15 protein-coding genes and 1 pseudogene are annotated in these 15969 nt (G+C 73.3%); 11 read left to right on the top strand and 5 right to left on the bottom strand.

Going from position 1 to position 15969, the window contains the following annotated elements; translation table 11 throughout:
* The first annotated feature begins 29 nt into the window (after nucleotides 1-29).
* On the top strand, nucleotides 30-404 hold the full coding sequence (locus ACGFYU_RS01050) for a hypothetical protein (RefSeq protein ID WP_393825116.1): 375 nt from the start codon (nucleotides 30-32) through the stop codon (nucleotides 402-404).
* A 90-nt stretch (nucleotides 405-494) separates the two neighbouring features.
* Entirely contained in the window at nucleotides 495-1445 is a 951-nt protein-coding gene (locus ACGFYU_RS01045) for a nucleoside hydrolase (RefSeq protein WP_393825115.1), read from the top strand.
* 18 nt (nucleotides 1446-1463) lie between these two features.
* On the opposite strand, the gene ACGFYU_RS01040 is transcribed toward ACGFYU_RS01045, so the two are convergent.
* Nucleotides 1464-1721, bottom strand: coding sequence for a hypothetical protein (locus ACGFYU_RS01040; RefSeq protein WP_393825114.1), 258 nt, complete (start codon nucleotides 1719-1721; stop codon nucleotides 1464-1466).
* Nucleotides 1721-2425, bottom strand: coding sequence for an FAD-dependent monooxygenase (locus ACGFYU_RS01035; protein WP_393825113.1), 705 nt, complete (start codon nucleotides 2423-2425; stop codon nucleotides 1721-1723). The genes ACGFYU_RS01040 and ACGFYU_RS01035 overlap by 1 nt, the downstream gene beginning before the upstream one ends.
* 46 nt (nucleotides 2426-2471) lie before the next feature.
* Between ACGFYU_RS01035 and ACGFYU_RS01030 the strand changes: the two genes are divergently transcribed.
* From ACGFYU_RS01030 to ACGFYU_RS01020, 3 genes are all read left to right on the top strand, one after another.
* The gene (locus tag ACGFYU_RS01030; protein WP_393825112.1) at nucleotides 2472-3173 is read left to right on the top strand and encodes a TetR/AcrR family transcriptional regulator; all 702 of its coding nucleotides are present in this window, start codon (nucleotides 2472-2474) and stop codon (nucleotides 3171-3173) included.
* A 127-nt stretch (nucleotides 3174-3300) separates the two neighbouring features.
* Complete coding sequence (locus ACGFYU_RS01025; protein ID WP_393825111.1) at nucleotides 3301-5109, top strand: VanW family protein; 1809 nt, start codon at nucleotides 3301-3303, stop codon at nucleotides 5107-5109.
* Between the two features lie 125 nt (nucleotides 5110-5234).
* The gene (locus ACGFYU_RS01020) at nucleotides 5235-7883 is read left to right on the top strand and encodes a SpoIIE family protein phosphatase (protein ID WP_393825110.1); all 2649 of its coding nucleotides are present in this window, start codon (nucleotides 5235-5237) and stop codon (nucleotides 7881-7883) included.
* 5 nt (nucleotides 7884-7888) lie between these two features.
* On the opposite strand, the gene ACGFYU_RS01015 is transcribed toward ACGFYU_RS01020, so the two are convergent.
* Nucleotides 7889-8143, bottom strand: a complete 255-nt coding sequence (locus tag ACGFYU_RS01015; protein ID WP_393825109.1) for a hypothetical protein — start codon at nucleotides 8141-8143, stop codon at nucleotides 7889-7891.
* A gap of 147 nt (nucleotides 8144-8290) precedes the next feature.
* Between ACGFYU_RS01015 and ACGFYU_RS01010 the strand changes: the two are divergent.
* From ACGFYU_RS01010 to ACGFYU_RS01000, 3 genes and pseudogenes are all read left to right on the top strand, one after another.
* Nucleotides 8291-8422 (top strand): annotated as a pseudogene (locus ACGFYU_RS01010) (DUF6400 family protein); the annotation flags it as partial.
* Entirely contained in the window at nucleotides 8409-8666 is a 258-nt protein-coding gene (locus tag ACGFYU_RS01005) for a hypothetical protein (protein WP_393825108.1), read from the top strand. The pseudogene ACGFYU_RS01010 and the gene ACGFYU_RS01005, both read left to right, overlap by 14 nt.
* Nucleotides 8667-8861: 195 nt before the next feature.
* On the top strand, nucleotides 8862-10673 hold the full coding sequence (locus tag ACGFYU_RS01000; RefSeq protein WP_393825107.1) for a galactose oxidase-like domain-containing protein: 1812 nt from the start codon (nucleotides 8862-8864) through the stop codon (nucleotides 10671-10673).
* Nucleotides 10674-10691: 18 nt separating this feature from the next.
* On the opposite strand, the gene ACGFYU_RS00995 is transcribed toward ACGFYU_RS01000, so the two are convergent.
* Nucleotides 10692-11090, bottom strand: a complete 399-nt coding sequence (locus ACGFYU_RS00995; protein WP_393825106.1) for a VOC family protein — start codon at nucleotides 11088-11090, stop codon at nucleotides 10692-10694.
* A 298-nt stretch (nucleotides 11091-11388) separates the two neighbouring features.
* Between ACGFYU_RS00995 and ACGFYU_RS00990 the strand changes: the two genes are divergently transcribed.
* On the top strand, nucleotides 11389-13308 hold the full coding sequence (locus ACGFYU_RS00990; protein ID WP_393825105.1) for a hypothetical protein: 1920 nt from the start codon (nucleotides 11389-11391) through the stop codon (nucleotides 13306-13308).
* Between the two features lie 27 nt (nucleotides 13309-13335).
* Here the strand turns inward: ACGFYU_RS00990 and ACGFYU_RS00985 are convergent, their stop codons facing one another.
* Nucleotides 13336-13914: a TetR/AcrR family transcriptional regulator gene (locus ACGFYU_RS00985; RefSeq protein WP_393825104.1), complete on the bottom strand. Its 579-nt coding sequence runs from the start codon at nucleotides 13912-13914 to the stop codon at nucleotides 13336-13338.
* Between the two features lie 119 nt (nucleotides 13915-14033).
* On the opposite strand from ACGFYU_RS00985, the gene ACGFYU_RS00980 reads away from it, so the two are divergent.
* Nucleotides 14034-14960, top strand: a complete 927-nt coding sequence (locus ACGFYU_RS00980) for an NmrA/HSCARG family protein (protein WP_393825103.1) — start codon at nucleotides 14034-14036, stop codon at nucleotides 14958-14960.
* Nucleotides 14957-15841: a TIGR03620 family F420-dependent LLM class oxidoreductase gene (locus ACGFYU_RS00975; protein ID WP_393825102.1), complete on the top strand. Its 885-nt coding sequence runs from the start codon at nucleotides 14957-14959 to the stop codon at nucleotides 15839-15841. Before ACGFYU_RS00980 ends, ACGFYU_RS00975 begins: the two co-directional genes overlap by 4 nt.
* The last annotated feature ends 128 nt before the right edge of the window (nucleotides 15842-15969 follow it).

Genomic DNA, 15969 nt, shown 5'->3' with positions numbered 1-15969 from the left:
CGCCCGGGTGCGGGGCTACGCTCCGCAGGATGGAACGCGCAGAGGTACTCAAGCGAGTGATCGGCATCCTCACCGAGGCCCAGGAGATCCGCCGGGCCGTCGAGACCGGACAGGACCGCAACGGCGGCAACGACTCGGCGGATACGGCCGGAGTCGCCACGACGCTCCTGAACGAGATGCTCCCGTCGATCAGCGTCCCGGCCGACGCGACTCCGCAGCAGGTGGCGGCGCTGGTGGCCGAGGCCCTCGGGCCGGCCCTGCACACGATGGTCTCCGGATTCAGCCTGGCGTTCACCAGCCTCGCGATGGTGCACGACAGCGGGCGGACGGACATCTCCGCGATCGAAGTGCTCCAGGAACTCGCCCTGGAGGTCGAGGCGGGAACCTACGACGAGGGTCCGTAGGAACCGCCCGGGCGCCCCGTGGTGTCGGGGCCGGTGCGACGGCACACTGGAGCTCCGCGCCCCGCCCCGCCGCCCGCCAGGAGTGACGACGTGCCCGTCCCGATCATCCTCGACTGCGATCCCGGGCACGACGACGCCCTCGCGATCATGCTGGCGGCCGGCGACCCGGCGGTCGATCTGCTGGCGATCACCACGGTCGCGGGCAATCAGACGCTGGAGAAGACCACGCTGAACGCGCGGCGCGTCTGCACGGTCGCCGGGATCACCGACGTGCCCGTCGCGGCCGGCTGCGACCGACCGCTGGTCCAGCCGCTCAGCGTGGCCGACGACGTGCACGGCGCCTCCGGGCTCGACGGTCCGATGTTCCCCGAACCGACCGTGGGCGTGGTCCAGGAGCACGCGGTGGACCTCATCCACCGCGTGCTGGCCGAGCATCCCGAGCCGGTCACCCTCGTTCCGACCGCGCCGCTCACCAACATCGCCCTGCTGCTGACCCGCTACCCGCGGGACGCCGCCCGCATCCGCGAGATCGTCCTGATGGGAGGCTCGACGGAGGGCGGCAACCGCACCCCGGCCGCCGAGTTCAACATCCTCACGGACCCGGAGGCCGCGGACATCGTCTTCCGCAGCGGGGTACCCGTCACCATGTGCGGCCTCAACGTCACCCACCAGGCGCTGGCCACGCCCGAGGTCGTCGCCCGCTTCGTCGGGCTGGGCACCCCCCTCGGGCGCACCTGCGCCGAGCTGTTGACCTTCTTCGCGTCCACGTACCGCACCCTGTGGGGGTTCCCGAGCCCGCCGCTGCACGACCCGGTCGCGGTGACCCGGGTCATCGACCCCGGGCTCGTCCGCTGTGTCGACGCGAACGTCGTCGTGGAGACGCACGGCCGGTACACGCGCGGCGCGACCGTCGTGGACGTGCACGGCTCGACGGGCCGACCGGTCAACGCCCGGGTGGCGGTGGCCCTGGACACCCAGCGGTTCTGGGACCGCATGGTCGCGGCGGTCCGGGTTCTCGGGGCCCGTACGCAGCCCTCGTAGGGCCGGGCACGTCGCCGGTCAGCCGCTGGCGGGTGCGGGGGCTCCGAACCACTGCGCCAGGGAGGCGGCGAGGCCCTGTGCCGCGTCCACCCGGTCGTCCGCCGCGTCCTGCGCCCAGGCGGTGCAGCCGTCGGGACGTACGAGCAGTGCGGCCGGCGCCGGCCCGCTGGGGCAGGTGGTGGTGACCACGCGCACCCGGTCACCGTACCCCTCGGCCCGCGCCCTGAGCTCCGCGTCGTCCGCGAGGTCCAGGAGCAGGCCCCGCCCGTCGTGCATCAGGTCCGCGAGGCGGAGCCCGTCGGCGAGTTGATCTGCGGATCCGTTCCGGGGAAGGCGAAGCCGGCGAGCTTGCGCACCGTGCTGCGGCCGCCGTCGCAGCCGACGAGCCAGCCGGCGCGTATGGTCCGGTCGGGCCCGCCGCCCACCGGGGCCGTGCGGATCTCGACCCCGTCGTCCTCGGCGTCGAAGCCCGTCAGCTCCACTCCGCGGCGTAGTTCGACGCCGAGCCGCGCGGCGCGTTCGCCGAGCAGCCGCTCGACCTCCTGCTGGGGTACGAGGCCCACCTCGCCGGCCGGTCCGGCCTGCGCGAAGTCGGGGTCGGCCTCGTCCAACAGGGCGCCGGTCAGCATGATCCCGGCGAAGTGTCCGGCGAACCTGGGCGGCGTGCGCGGGGGTTGTCCGTCCGGGGTGCCGCCCGGCCGGTCGCGCATGAAGGCCTGGAAGCGCTCGACCGCGCGCTGCTGCACTTCGGCCAGCGCCGGCAGCAGTCCGCGCCGGTGGAAGGCCTCGGCGGTCGGCGTGTTGATCGACCCCGCCTTGATGGTCCGGTCCACGTCGGTGCGGCGCTCCAGGACCACCACGCGGGCCCCGCCGAGCCGGAGTTCGCAGGCCAGCATCAGTCCGACGGGGCCGCCGCCGGCCACCACCACGTCCACGCCCACGTCCATGTCCACGTCCTCTACGTCGAAGTCCGAGTTCATGGATTCACTATAGTCACTAAAATTTTGTAGTCGCTATAGTGAATCCATGAATCAAGAGAACGACGCCAAGGACAGCGCGAAGGACACCGCGGAGGGCGCCGCGAAGGAAGCACCGGGCTCCCTGCGCGAACGCAAGAAGCGCGAGACCCGGCAGCGGATCTCCGACGTGGCGACGATGCTGTTCGCGGCGCGCGGCTTCGACCACGTGACCGTGGCCGAGGTCGCCAAGGCCGCCCACGTCTCGACGATGACGGTCTTCAACCACTTCTCGCGCAAGGAGGACCTCTTCCTCGACCGGATCCCCGAAGCCGTCGAGCTGTTCTCGGCGGCGGTGCGCGAGCGCCCGGAGGGCACGTCCCCCCTCTCCGGGCTGCGCCTGGCGCTGCTGCGGCTCCTCGACGAGCGCCACCCCCTGGCGGGCGTCGGCGACACCTTTCCGCACTTCTGGCGGATCGTGCTCGACTCCCCCGCGCTGCGGGCGCGGGCGCGCGAGGGCGTGGAGGAGGTGGAGGACGCGCTGGCCGAGGCGGTCGGCGGCCCCGACGCCCGCCTGACGGCGGCCCTGACCGTGGCCGCGTACCGGGCCGTCTTCGTCACCACGGCCGGCCGGCTGCTCACCGGCGAGCGTGCGGCGGACGTGGCCGAAGACCACCGCATGCGGGTGAACGCCGCCTTCGACGCACTGGAGCGGGCGCTGCCGCCCGCGGACCGAGCCCACCGCCCGGATGACGGTTTGCCCGGTTTGTGAGAACGATTACCTTCTCCCCCGAATGGCGCGTTTCGCGGGTCATCATGGGTGACCGGAACTGTCATCTACGCGCCCCTGCCGCGGCCCACGAGCCGCCCGGCGACCGGTCGGCGCCCCAAGGAGAGTCGTGCGACCTGCAGGCAGCTGGACGGGTAACTGGCGGATCGCGTTGCCGGTGGCGGGTGGCGCCGTCGCCCTCGGACTCGGCGGCTTCTACGCCGCCGGACTCGCGGTCGGCGACGACATCGCCTCCGGCACCCGGGTCCGCGGCGTGGACATCGGCGGCATGAGCCGCACGGAAGCGGAGCGCGTACTGGCCCGGGAGCTCGGGCCGCGTGCCGCCGCCCCGATGGCCGCGGGCATCGGCGACCGCGTCGAGCAGGTCTCCCCCGCCTCCCTGGGGCTGTCCCTCGACGCCGCCGCGACCGCCGACCGCGCCGCCCGTAGGGGCTACGGGCCGGTCAGCGTCATCGGCAGGCTCTTCGCCTCCGGCGACCCGGACGCCGAGCCCGTCATCCGGGTGGACGAGAAGACCGCCCGCGCCGCCGTCGACCGGCTCGGCGCGAGCACCCGGCAGCAGGTCCGCGACGGATCCATAGCCTTCGACTCCGGCCAGCCGAAGGTGACCGCCGCGCGGACCGGCGTCACCCTCGTCCAGGACAGGGCCCTCGACACCCTCCGTGACGCCTACCTGGCCCCGCGCCCGGACGGCGACCCGGTCGTACTGCCGGTCCTGCGCACCGAGCCCCGCGTCGGGGCGGAGGAGACCGGACGGGTCCTGCGCACCTTCGCGCAGCCGGCGGTGTCCGGGCCCGTCACCCTCACCGTGGCGGGCACGCGCATCCCCGTCAGCCCCGTCGTCCTCGGCGAGCACCTGAAGGTGAAGGCCGACGCCGACGGCCGCCTCGTGCCGTCCCTGGACTCCGGCGGCCTGCTCACCGACCCCGCCCTGGCGGGCCCCCTGCGTACGGCCGTCGAAGCGCCGCGCGACGCCCTGCTCCACCCGGACGCGGCCGGCCGCGTGGTGGTCAAGGAGGCCGGCCGCGCCGGGCTGCGGGTCACCAAGGAGGCCCTCGGCCGAGCCGTGATGCCCCTGCTGACCCGCTCGGGCGCCGACCGGAGCGCCGAGGTGCCCACCACGGTCGTCCAGCCGGAGCTCACCGACGCCGAGGCGCGGCGCCTCGGCATCAAGGAGAAGGTCTCCTCCTTCACCGTCGAGTTCCCGGCCGCCCCGTACCGGTCCACCAACATCGGCCGGGCCGTGGAGCTGATCAACGGCTCCGTGGTCATGCCGGGCCAGGAGTGGAGCTTCAACCGCACGGTCGGCGAGCGCACCAAGGAGAACGGCTTCGTCGACGGCATCATGATCAACGACGGCCGGTACGTGAAGTCCCCCGGCGGCGGCGTCTCCGCGGTCGCCACCACCATGTACAACGCCGTGTTCTTCGCCGGTCTCAAGCCCGTCGAGCACGGGGCGCACTCCTTCTACATCGAGCGCTACCCGGAGGGCCGGGAGGCCACCGTCGCCTGGGGCAGCCTCGACCTGCGCTGGCTCAACGACTCCGGCCACCCCGTCTACGTCAGGGCCGAGTCCACCGACACCTCGCTGACGATCACCCTGCTCGGCACGAAGAAGTACGACGAGATCCGCGCGACCAAGGGCCCGCGCACCCACGTCACCCCGCCCGCCAAGCACACGGGCACCGGCCCGACGTGCGAGGTCCAGACGCCCCTGGAGGGCTTCGACGTCACCGTCGGCCGGGTCTTCGTCAAGGACGGCCGGGAGGTCAAGCGCGAGGAGTACGCCACCCACTACACCCCGCGCGACGAGGTCACCTGCGAGCCCGAGACCCCGCCCGCCACGGAGCCGAGCGGCGCACCGACGGCGGAAGCGCCCACGACGGCCGCCGCCGAGGTCCAGACACAGGGCCGGTAGGGCGAAAGAGCCGTCACGTGAGGTGACCGACGCGGCGCCCGGTGCGCCCGTCGGGCGCCCGGGACCGCCGGAAGTGCTACAACTGGCTACGTGACCCTTCCTCGCCACCCGTACCGGGCAGTTCGGTGCGGTCACCCCTGACCAAGGGACTCAAGAGCGTCGCCGGACAGGTGTTCGTCCTTCAGGTGGCGATCGTGGTGTTGCTCGCCACCGGTGCCCTCCTCGCCCTGCTCCTGCAGTCCCGGCACGACATCGAGCGCGAGGCGCGCAACCGGTCGATCGCCGTCGCCGAGACCTTCGCCCACTCCCCCGACCTGCAGGAAGCGCTACGGACGCCCGACCCGTCCGCCATCCTGCAACCCCTCGCCGAGGCCACCCGCAAGGCCGCCGGAGTGGACTTCATCGTGGCGATGGACACCCACGGGATCCGCTACAGCCACCCCCAGCCGGACCGCATCGGCAAGCGCTTCGTCGGCACCATCGAGCCCTCGCTCGCCGGCCGGGTCCACACCGAGAGCGTCCAGGGCCCGCTCGGCCAGGAGATCCAGGCGGTGGTGCCGGTCAAGGCGCCGGACGGCCGGGTCGTCGCGCTGGTGTCCGCGGGCCTGACCGTGGAGCACGTCACCGGCGTCCTCGACCGCCAGTTCCCGGTCATCCTCCTGGCCATCGCGACCGGCCTGGCCCTGTCCACCGCCGGCACGGCCCTGATCAGCCGCCGCCTGAGACGGCAGACCCACGGGCTCGGCACCCAGGAGATGACCCGGATGTACGAGCACCACGACGCGGTGCTCCACTCCGTACGCGAAGGGGTGCTGATCACCGACGGCGAGGGGCGGCTGGTCCTGGCGAACGACGAGGCCAAACGGCTGCTCGGGCTGCCCGAAGGAGCCGAGGGCCGCCACATCGGGGACGTACCGGGCCTGGACAGCCGGATGGCCGACCTGCTGCTGTCCGGGCGGGTGGCCACCGACGAGGTGCTGGAGACCGGGGACCGGCTGCTCGTGCTCAACCAGCGGCCCACGCACCCCCGGGGCCGGGCGGAGGGCGCCGCCGTCACCATCCGCGACTCCACCGACATGCAGATCCTCACCGTGCGCGCCGAGGCGGCCCGCAAGCGCCTCAAACTGCTGTACGACGCCAGCGGTGACATCGGCACCACCCTCGACGTGACGCGGACCGCCCAGGAGCTGGCCGACGTCGCCGTACCGGGGTTCGCCGACTTCGTCACCGTCGACCTGGCCAATCCGGTGCTCGACGGGGACGAGCCCGGCCCCGGCGCCGACATGCTGCGCACCGCGGTCAGCGGCATCCGCCCCGACCACCCCCTGTACCCCCTCGGCCGGCTGATCGACTTCAAGCCCTCCACCCCGCAGGCCCGCGGCTACGGCACCGGCGAGGCGGAGCTCGTGCCCGATCTGGCCGACGCCCCCGGCTGGCGGGCCCAGGACGCCCGGCGGGCGCGGGACATCATCGACTACGGGATCCACTCGCTCATCGCGGCCCCGCTCAAGGCCAGGGGCGTGGTCCTGGGCGTGGTCAACTTCTGGCGGGCCGGCAAGCCGGAGCCCTTCGACGAGGACGACCTGTCACTGGCCGAGGAGCTCGTCGCCCGCGCCGCCGTCGCCATGGACAACGCCCGCCGCTACACCCGCGAGCACGCGCTGGCCGTCACCCTCCAGCGCAGCCTGCTGCCGCGCGCCCTGCCCGAGCAGAGCGCCGTGGACGCGGCGCACTCCTACCTGCCCGCGCAGTCCGGGGTGGGCGGGGACTGGTTCGACGTGATCCCGCTGCCAGGCAGCCGGGTCGCCCTGGTCGTCGGGGACGTCGTCGGGCACGGCCTGCACGCCGCGGCCACCATGGGGCGGCTGCGTACCGCGGTGCACAACTTCACCTCCCTCGACCTGCCGCCCGACGAGATCCTCGCCCGCCTCGACGACCTGGTGCAGCGCATCGACATCGACGACGGCACCGACACGGGCACCGGCGTGGTCGGCGCGACCTGCCTGTACGCCGTCTACGACCCGGTGTCGCGCACCTGCGCCCTGTCCCGGGCCGGGCACCTCCCGCCGCTCGTGGTCGCCCCGGACGGCACCACGGACTTCGTCGACCTGCCGGCCGGCCCCCCGCTCGGGCTGGGCGGCATGCCCTTCGAGACCGTCGAACTGCACCTGGAAGAGAGCAGCCAGCTCGTCCTGTACACGGACGGGCTTGTGGAACAGCGCACCCGGGACATCGGCGAGGGGCTGGAGCTGCTGCGCACGGCGCTGAGCCACCCCGGCCGGGACCCGCACGAGAGCTGCCGGGCCGTCCTCGACGCCATGCTGCCGGCGCGGCCGACCGACGACGTGGCGCTGCTCATCGCCCGGACCCGGGTCCTCGGCCCCGACCGGGTCGCGCAGTGGGACGTACCGTTCCGGCCGAGCGGGGTCGGTGTCGTACGCAACCTCGCGGCGGCGAAGCTCGACGAGTGGGGGCTGGAGGAGCTCGCCTTCACCACGGAGCTCGTCCTCAGCGAGCTGATCACGAACGCCCTGCGGCACGGCAGCGCGCCGGTCCGGGTGCGGCTGCTCCGCGACCACGCGCTGACCTGCGAGGTGTGGGACGGCAGCAGCACCGCCCCGCACCTGCGGTACGCCGCCACGACGGACGAGGGCGGGCGCGGGCTGTTCCTGGTCGCGCATCTCAGCGAGCACTGGGGCACCCGCTACACCCCCGCGGGCAAGGTCATCTGGGCGGAGCAGCCGCTCCCCGGCGCCCCGGAGCCCGGACCGTAGCGTGCTCACGCATCGGGGTGCCCCACCTCGCGCATCCGTTTCCGGGCCATCCGGAACCACTCGCTCGCTCGGGGAAGGGTGCCGTCGGCGCGTCGTGGAATCGCTGCCGTGCCGGTGGGGGCGCCGGTCGGGTCCGACCTGAGGGCCGTGGCCCCGGTCGTGAGGAAGACGGAGGTGGTCGTCGTGGAGAGGACGCACGCTCTCGGGGCTATGCGTACGGCTCCGACGGAAATGGCGGCTGCGAGGAACGAGGAAGTCATGGGCCTCTCCTGACACTGCGGGAAACGGGTGGCTCGTGACTCCATTGGGCCCCGGCAGGAGGAGGCGCGTCATGCGACTGGATCTCGGGGCTTGACAGACCGGCCGCGCCGGTCTGACCTCTCCCACCTTCCCTTGCCCGGGGAAGGGTGTTGCGCGGCGAGGAGGCGGCGTACGACCTGCTGTACTCCGGGCTCGACGCCGAGCAGCAGCACCTGTACGACGAGCTCGTCGAGGCCGGGGTGCTGCCGCGGCGCGGGGGTGGCTGTGCTGCCGCTTGATCCGCGGGCCGACATCGGGCGCCGCGCCTGGGTGGCCTGCCCGAAGTGCGACGACAGCCGTGGCTGCGAGCCGTGCGCACAGCGCCGTACGTGCTCCGACCACTGGCGCTACATGCTGTCCAACAGCGGCAGCCTGCTGCACCTCCAGTGCCCCTCGTGCACGCACGTGTGGGCGCACGAGAGCGGCTTCGGCGCCACCCGTTCCCTGTGGGACCGCGTCACGAGCGGATGGTCGCGCCGCTGAGACCGGCGCCTCCTCACGTACGGGTGCGGCCGGACGAAGGAGCCGCGGCGGCCCGCACGGCGTGATTCCCGCGGGTGGTCACCGGAACGGTGCGGAGCGGCCCGGGTGCGGTGCGGTGCGCGGGGCCGTAGATGTGGGCCGACGGGCGGGACGTCCGCCTGCGGTTCGCCGTGCCCTGCCGAGGAGCTCCGTCCGATGTCACGAACGCAACGGTCCATCAGGTGTGCGGTGCTCTCGGCACTGGCGGCTGCGGTCCTCACGGCCGGTGTCCTGCCGGCGGCGGCCCACGACGGTTCGGCCCGCCCGGAGGAGGAGGCCCTCCTCGGGGCCGGGCACGCCCATGAGCACGCCCGGGTCCGCGAGGGCCTGGAGCGGCTGGGCGGCTATTCGCAGCTGGCCCGGATCGAGAGCCTGAGGGAGCTGACGGCTTCGCAGGCGGAGGCGAACGCGCAATTCCACCCGAAGGCGTACGGGCAGTTCGCCGAGTACTTCCCGTCCCCCGACTTCGCGGCCCACATCGCGATGCTGCCGACCGGGAAGGTGCTGCTGTTCTCCTTCGAGCGGATGGAGACCGATCCGACGGAGGAGCCCGCACCCACCGGGACCACCGGCAAGGCCAACGCCGGACGGGCCTTCCTGTGGGACCCGGCCAAGGGGACCGGGTCCGCCGCGTTCAGGAAGGTCACGCCGCCCGTCGTAGCGGTCCCGGACGGCACGGGAGAGGACCGGCCGGCGCCGTTCTTCTGTTCCGGACACGCCTTCCTGCCCAACGGCATGCTCGGCGTGTTCGGCGGCAACCTCGGGTACGGCGGCGGCGCGGGCGCCCGGCTGTCCCTGGTGTTCGACCCGTGGACGGAGACCTGGGCACTCAACAAGGACATGGCGGTCGGCCGCTGGTACCCCTCGGTCGTCACCGCCCCCAGCGGACGGCTGCTGATCATGTCGGGGCACTCCGCTCAGGGCTGGGGCACCGCCACCTCCCTCATCGAGCGTTTCCCCGCGCTGAGCCACGCCGTACCCGTCGACCGCGCCACCGTGCCCCGCGGTCTGCCCACGGACAGCCTGCGCGTGGACGCCCCGTTCGGCGCGGACAGCGACTACCCCCACCTGTTCACGCTCCGCGACGGGAAGGTCTACGGGCTCGGCCGGAACCCCACCAGGCAGTGGGCCTTCGACCCCGTCGCGGAGACCCGGACGGACCTGCCCGCCCGGCCCGACGGCACCGATCGGGGCTACGGCTCCGCCGTGGCCCTGCCCGCACCGGGCTTCCGCGGCCCCGACTCCGTACTGGTCCTCGGCGGCGACCGCGACGACCCGAACACCTACCGCCTCGCGAACGGCACGTGGGAGAAGCAGCAGCCCCGCGCCTTCGGCCGGACCCAGGACACCACCCTGCTGCTGCCCGACGGGGGCCTGCTCACCGTCAACGGCGGGTTCTCGATCCGGGACTACGGCAACGGCCCGTACAACCCGAGCGCGGACCTCAAGTACCGGCAGACCGAAACCCGCGACGCCTCGGGCGCGTGGCGGCTCGGACCGGTGCAGCGACTGCCGCGCGGCTACCACGCCAACGCCGTGCTGCTCCCCGACGGCCGGGTCGCGGTCACGGGCGACGAACTCCAGCAGCTCGCCAACGACCCGCGGATCGACGACGACATGAACGGCAGCATCGAGATCTTCGAGCCGGCCTACCTCCACCAGGGCACCCCGCGGCCGCGCCTGGACAGGGTGCCCACCGGCCCGGTGGGCCACGACTCCCGTTTCACGGTCACCACTTCCACGCCTGAGCTGGTGAAGAAGGCGGTCCTGGTGGCGCCGACGACCGCGACGCACGCCGTGAACACCAGCCAGCGCCAGCTGGAACTGAAGATCACCCACCGCAAGGGCGACCGGCTGCACCTGCAGGCACCGCCCACCGCCGCGGACGCCCCTCCCGGCCACTACATGCTGTTCCTGCTGGACGAGCACGGCGTGCCCGGCGTCGCCCGCTTCATCACCCTGCGCTGACCCGTTGAAGGGCGGCCGTCATTCGGGCAGGTTCAGCTGCCAGGAGACGCCGAAGCGGTCGTTCACCCAACCGAACCTGGCACTGAATCCGTACGACCCCAGCGGCATCAGCTCCGCGCCCCCTTCGGCGAGGGCCCCGTACAGGCGGTCGAGCTCGGCCGCCGTGTCGCAGTGCACGAAGAGCGACACCGCCGGGGTGAAGCCGAAGCCGTGCTTGACGTGGCTGTCGATGCACATGAACCGCTGTCCGGCGAGCGAGAACGTCGCCACCTGAACCGTGCCCTCATCGCCGGGTCCTTCGGCGCCGTAGCGGGTGATCTCGACGACCTCGGAGTCGTCGAACAGCGACATGTAGAAGGTCATCGCCTCCTCCGCCCTGCCCTCGAACATCAGGAAGGTGGTGATCTTCTGCGGCATCGAGGCCATCGTGCCTGCCCTCTCCCGGTGGTGGTGCGCGCGAGCCCGTCGCGACCGAGGCTAGGACACCCGACCGACACCGGCCCTTCGGCTCGCTCGGGACGAGCCCTCATCGGTCGCGCCGGTGCCTCCACCGCTGCTTCCGTCACACGATCGGATGTCGTTACGACCCCATCCGGTGGGACACGTACCGACTCCCCTTCCCCCAGGGGCGGATGCATGCAAGGTGGGTCCAGCTTTCGGCGCCCTGGCACTTCCGCCCGGCGCGCCCGTCGAGCAACGGAAGGGCCGGTATCCGATGGCGATGGCGAGGACCCTGCTGCCCACCCTGCTCTCCTTGGCACTGACGGGCGCTCCCGCCGTGCTCCCGAACACCGCGGCGGCCGTGCCCTACGACGGGCAGACCCGCCGCGAGACCGCCCTGTTCAGCGTGAAGTCCACCAACAACGCGGCGGCTCAGGCCTTCACCGTCGCCGACACCCGGCTCTCCCGGATCAGTGTCTACCTGGGCAGTGGCGCCGCGACCGGGACCGTGACCGCCCAGATCCGCCGGGTCCGCACGGACGCCGGGTCGGCGGTCGCCTCGGCGACGCTGAACCTCGCCGCCCTGGGCGGGGCCGGCGCGGGCTGGGTCGAATTCCCGGTCAGCGCCGCCGTCACCGCGGGCACCACGTACTACCTGTTCGTCCAGGCGACCACCGCGGAGAGCAAGCCCATCGCCTGGTACGGCACCCGGCAGTCCGTGCCCGGCTCACTGACCAGCTGGAACTACGACAGGGCGTACTGGGGCGGCTGGCACGCCGACACCTCCCGGCTGGCCTTCCACGTCAATCCCACCGGGAGCGAGCGCTGCGGGGAGACCGAGCCCTGCTACGTACCCACCTCGGCCCTCGCGGCCCGTACCTCGGGGCTGCTGACCAACCGGGTGGCCACCGAGGCCGCACTGCCCTCCTTCGCGGTCGGCGCCTCGTACGTGGACGGCAGCAACGTGCTGCGCCTGCCGTCCGGCCGGTGGCGGTACCTGCCCGACGGCGCCTCCGCGTCCACCGTGGTCGAGGCGAACGACGCGGGAGCCCTGGCGCAGGTCGACGAGAGCCGTGCCTGGCTGGCCTCGGGTCGGGTGCCGGGGAGCACGGCCGCCCAGCGGGCCGCGGCGCAGCGCGCCCTGCTGTCGATGCGGGCGCTGCTGAAGCCGGGCGGCGCCTTCGCCGCGGCCTGGTCGCCGCCCTGGGAGTACTCCTGGCCCAGGGACGGCGCTTTCGCCGCCGTAGCCTTCGCCGCCACCGGGCACCACGACGAGGCGTACCGGATCCTGGGCTACGACGCGCGCACCCAGCGGGCCGACGGGACCTGGGAGGCGCGTACCAAGCTGGACGGCAGCGGACCGCCCGACGCCCGGAAGTGGCAGCTGGACGCCAACGGCTGGGTGCCCTGGGCCACTTGGCAGTGGTACCGGGCGGCGCCGCCGGAGGGGCGGGACGAACGGCTGCGCGCGCTCTACCCGATGGTGCGGAAGGCGGCCGACTACGCCGCCCGGTCCCTGGGGCCGAACGGGCTTCCGCCGGCCTCCCCGGACTACTGGGAACTGGACACCGCGACCACCAACATCGGTACCGCCGCCCCGCTGTTGTCCGGGCTCAACGCCTCGGCCGACCTGGCCGACCGGCTGGGCATGGGCGCGGACGCCCAGCGCTGGGGCGATGCGGCCGCGCGGCTGTCCGCCGGTATCGCCACCGCCTTCGCCCCGCTGGGCTACCAGCGGACGATCGACGGCAAGCACGGCCGCGACAGCGCGGTGGCCTTCATGGCGCCCCCGTTCAACGCGGCCCCGCCCGGGCTCGGCGCGGCGCTGGACTCCACCTACCGGGCGCTGCTGTTGCCCAACGGCGGCGTCTCGCCCGGCAACGACCCCGATTTCAGCTGGGGATCGTACGCCTGGACGGCCAGCACCTCCTTCTTCGCCCTCGCCTGGTCGGGTACGGGCGAGCAGGCGAAGGCGGGCCGGGTGCTGGACTGGGTCCTGTCGAAGCGGAACGGGCTGGGCGAGCTGCCCGAAACCGTGAACGGGGCCGCGCGGCCCTCCTCGGTCGCGCCCCTGGGCTGGACGGACTCGCTGGTCGTGCTCAGCGCGCTGGCCCTGCAGGGATCCCCGCAACCCACCCCGCCGACGCGGACGGGCACGGCTCGGACCGGCATGGCGCCGACCGGCGGGAAATGAGTCCGAGCGCACCGAGCGGCGGCCAGGTCAGCGCGCGCGTACGCCGTCGATGGCGATCGCCAGCAGGTGGTCCGCCTCGGCCGGGCCGTCGGCGTCCTGCTCGGTGGCGAGGGCGATGGCGCCGACGAGCTTCAGCAGCCGGGGGGTGGTGACGTCGGGGCGCACGGCTCCCGCCCCTCGGGCGCGTGACAGGAGGGCGTCGCCGGCCGCGGTGATCATGTCGTGGCAGGTCTCCCCCAGGGCCGGGTCCGCGTCGCGCATCAGCGATGCCCCGAGTCCCCGGTTGGCCACGGCGTGCGCGGCGACGGCGCGGAGCCAGGTGGACAGGGCCTGACCCGGATCGGGTTCGGCGAGCAGATCGTCCGCCGTGGCGCACAGCGCCTCCACGCGGTCCTTGAACACCGCCTCCAGGAGCGCCTGCCGGGAGGGGAAGTGGCGGTGCAGGGTGGCCGAGCCCACTCCCGCACGGCGGGCGACCTCCTCCAGCGAGGCGTCGGCGCCGTGTTCGGCGATCAGAGCGCCCGCCGCGGCCACGATCTTCTCGAGGTTGCGGCGGGCGTCGGCGCGCATGGGCCGACCGGACGGGGGTGCGGCGTCCTTGGGCACGGGCGCTCCTGACGGCTTGATAAGTGGGGCGGTCCTCCATATCGTAGCGAACGAGAAACGGAGGGCCACCCCACTTACGGGGTGGCTCCGTTTCCGCACGGACACGAGAGGGAGAGAACGTGGAACCGACTCGGAAGACCGTCGTGGTGGCGGGAGCGACCGGCCTGCAGGGCAGGGCCGTCACGCATCACCTGCTCCGCGACGGCTGGCGGGTGCGCGCACTGACGCGCGACCCGAGCGGGGCACGGGCCCGGGAGCTGGCGCGGGCCGGCGCGGAGGTGGTGCGGGCGCGGATGGAGGACGTCGGCTCCCTGACCGCCGCGGCCGAGGGCGCCTGGGGCCTGTTCAGCGTCCAGCCCACCGTCGGCTCGCCGGGCACCGCGCCGGACTTCACCGCCGAGGACGAGGTGCGCTGGGGCGTGAACGTCGCCGAGGCCGCGCACGCGGCGGGGATCGGGCACTTCGTCTTCACCTCGGTCGCAGGAGCGGACCGGCACCTGGAGGAGAAGCTTCCGGTGAACCTGGTCAGCAAGTGGCGGATCGAACAGCACATCGCCGGGCTCGGGCTGCCCGCGACGATCCTGAGGCCGGTGTCCTTCATGGAGAACTTCACCGGCGGGTACGCGCTGCGGAACGGGACCCTGTCCACCGGCCTCGCGCCGGAGGTCCCCCTGCAGATCATGGCCGTCGACGATGTCAGCGCCGTCGCCGCGCTGGTGTTCTCCCGGCCGCGGGAGTGGCTCGGCCGGGCGGTCTCCCTGGCCGGGGACGAACTCCCGCCGGTGCGGATCGCCGCGGCCATCGGGAAGGCGCTGGGCATGCCGCTGCCCTACGTCCGGATCCCCATCGACACGATCCGGGCCCTGAGCGCGGACTTCGCCTACGCCAACGAGTGGCTCAACACACGCGGCTACCGCGCGGACATCCCCGCCACCCGCGAGATCCACCCGGACACCATGGACTTCCACACCTGGCTGGAGCGCACCGGCGCGTCGCGGATCGCCGCGTTCCTCGACTCCGCCCGCACCGCGGGGCAGGAGGCGTGAGCGCCCGCGACCACGGCCTCGGGCGCGTCGGGATCTGGGCCGGGGAGTTCGACCACCTGCGCGCGCCCGAGCTCCGTCAGGCCGCCGCCGCGATCGAGGACCTGGGCTACGGCGCCCTGTGGTTCCCCGAGACCACGGGACGGGAGGCCATGGCCCAGGCCGCGATCCTGCTGGCGGCCACCCGGCACATCACCGTGGCCTCCGGCATGACCGACGTCTACGCCCGCGACCCGGTCACGGCCGCCGCCGCGCAGCGCACCCTGGACGAGGCGTTCCCCCTGCGGTTCCTGCTCGGCCTGTGGGACAGCCACCCCAGCCTGGCCTCGGACGTCCGCGGCCACCGCTTCGGCCCGCCCGTGGCCACCATGCGCTCCTACCTCGACGCGCTGGACACCGCCCCGTTCGGCCCACCCGCCACGGCGGCCTCGCCACCGCTCCGCGTGCTCACCGCCCTGGAGCCCGGCATGCTGGCCCTCGCGGCCGAACGCGCCAGGGGTGCGACGGTGCTGGGCATGCCCGTCGCGTACACCCGCACGGCGAGGGCCGTCCTCGGCGACGACGCCTTCCTGGCCGCCACCCAGCTGTGCGTGCTCACCGACGACCCCGCGGACACCGCCGACCTGGCCCGCACCACCGCCGAGGCCGCCCTGCCGAACCGCCACGCACTGCTGCGCGGACTCGGGTACGAGAACCCGTACGCGCTCGACGACCGGCTGGTCGACGCGCTCGTCGCCCACGGCGGCGCCGAGGACGTCGCCCACCGCGTACGAGAACACCTCGACGCGGGAGCCGACCACGTCAGCCTCCACCTCATGACCGCGACGCCCGGCTCCCCGCCCCTACGACAGTGGGAGCGACTCGCCGGGCACCTCCCCCTCTGACACCTCGACATCGCCAAACAGACATATCGACACGTCCGGAATGGACTCTTCCGGTCATATCCCTTAGCTACTTCTGAGTCACCCGGACGGTCATGTAGCGTCCGGAACCACTTGATCCGTTTCCACCG

Source organism: Streptomyces sp. NPDC048337 (genome assembly GCF_043201175.1).
In the GTDB taxonomy this organism is placed as follows: domain Bacteria; phylum Actinomycetota; class Actinomycetes; order Streptomycetales; family Streptomycetaceae; genus Streptomyces.
The sequence above is the reverse complement of the archived record's forward strand: the minus strand, read 5'-3'. Positions and strand labels throughout refer to the sequence as shown.

Coding starts and splice junctions, on each gene's coding strand:
- ACGFYU_RS01050 (WP_393825116.1), top strand. CDS start 30: ATGGAACGCGCAGAGGTACTCAAGCGAGTGATCGGCATCCTCACCGAG.
- ACGFYU_RS01040 (WP_393825114.1), bottom strand. CDS start 1,721: ATGCACGACGGGCGGGGCCTGCTCCTGGACCTCGCGGACGACGCGGAG.
- ACGFYU_RS01035 (WP_393825113.1), bottom strand. CDS start 2,425: ATGAACTCGGACTTCGACGTAGAGGACGTGGACATGGACGTGGGCGTG.
- ACGFYU_RS01030 (WP_393825112.1), top strand. CDS start 2,472: ATGAATCAAGAGAACGACGCCAAGGACAGCGCGAAGGACACCGCGGAG.
- ACGFYU_RS01015 (WP_393825109.1), bottom strand. CDS start 8,143: ATGACTTCCTCGTTCCTCGCAGCCGCCATTTCCGTCGGAGCCGTACGC.
- ACGFYU_RS01000 (WP_393825107.1), top strand. CDS start 8,862: ATGTCACGAACGCAACGGTCCATCAGGTGTGCGGTGCTCTCGGCACTG.
- ACGFYU_RS00995 (WP_393825106.1), bottom strand. CDS start 11,090: ATGCCGCAGAAGATCACCACCTTCCTGATGTTCGAGGGCAGGGCGGAG.
- ACGFYU_RS00990 (WP_393825105.1), top strand. CDS start 11,389: ATGGCGATGGCGAGGACCCTGCTGCCCACCCTGCTCTCCTTGGCACTG.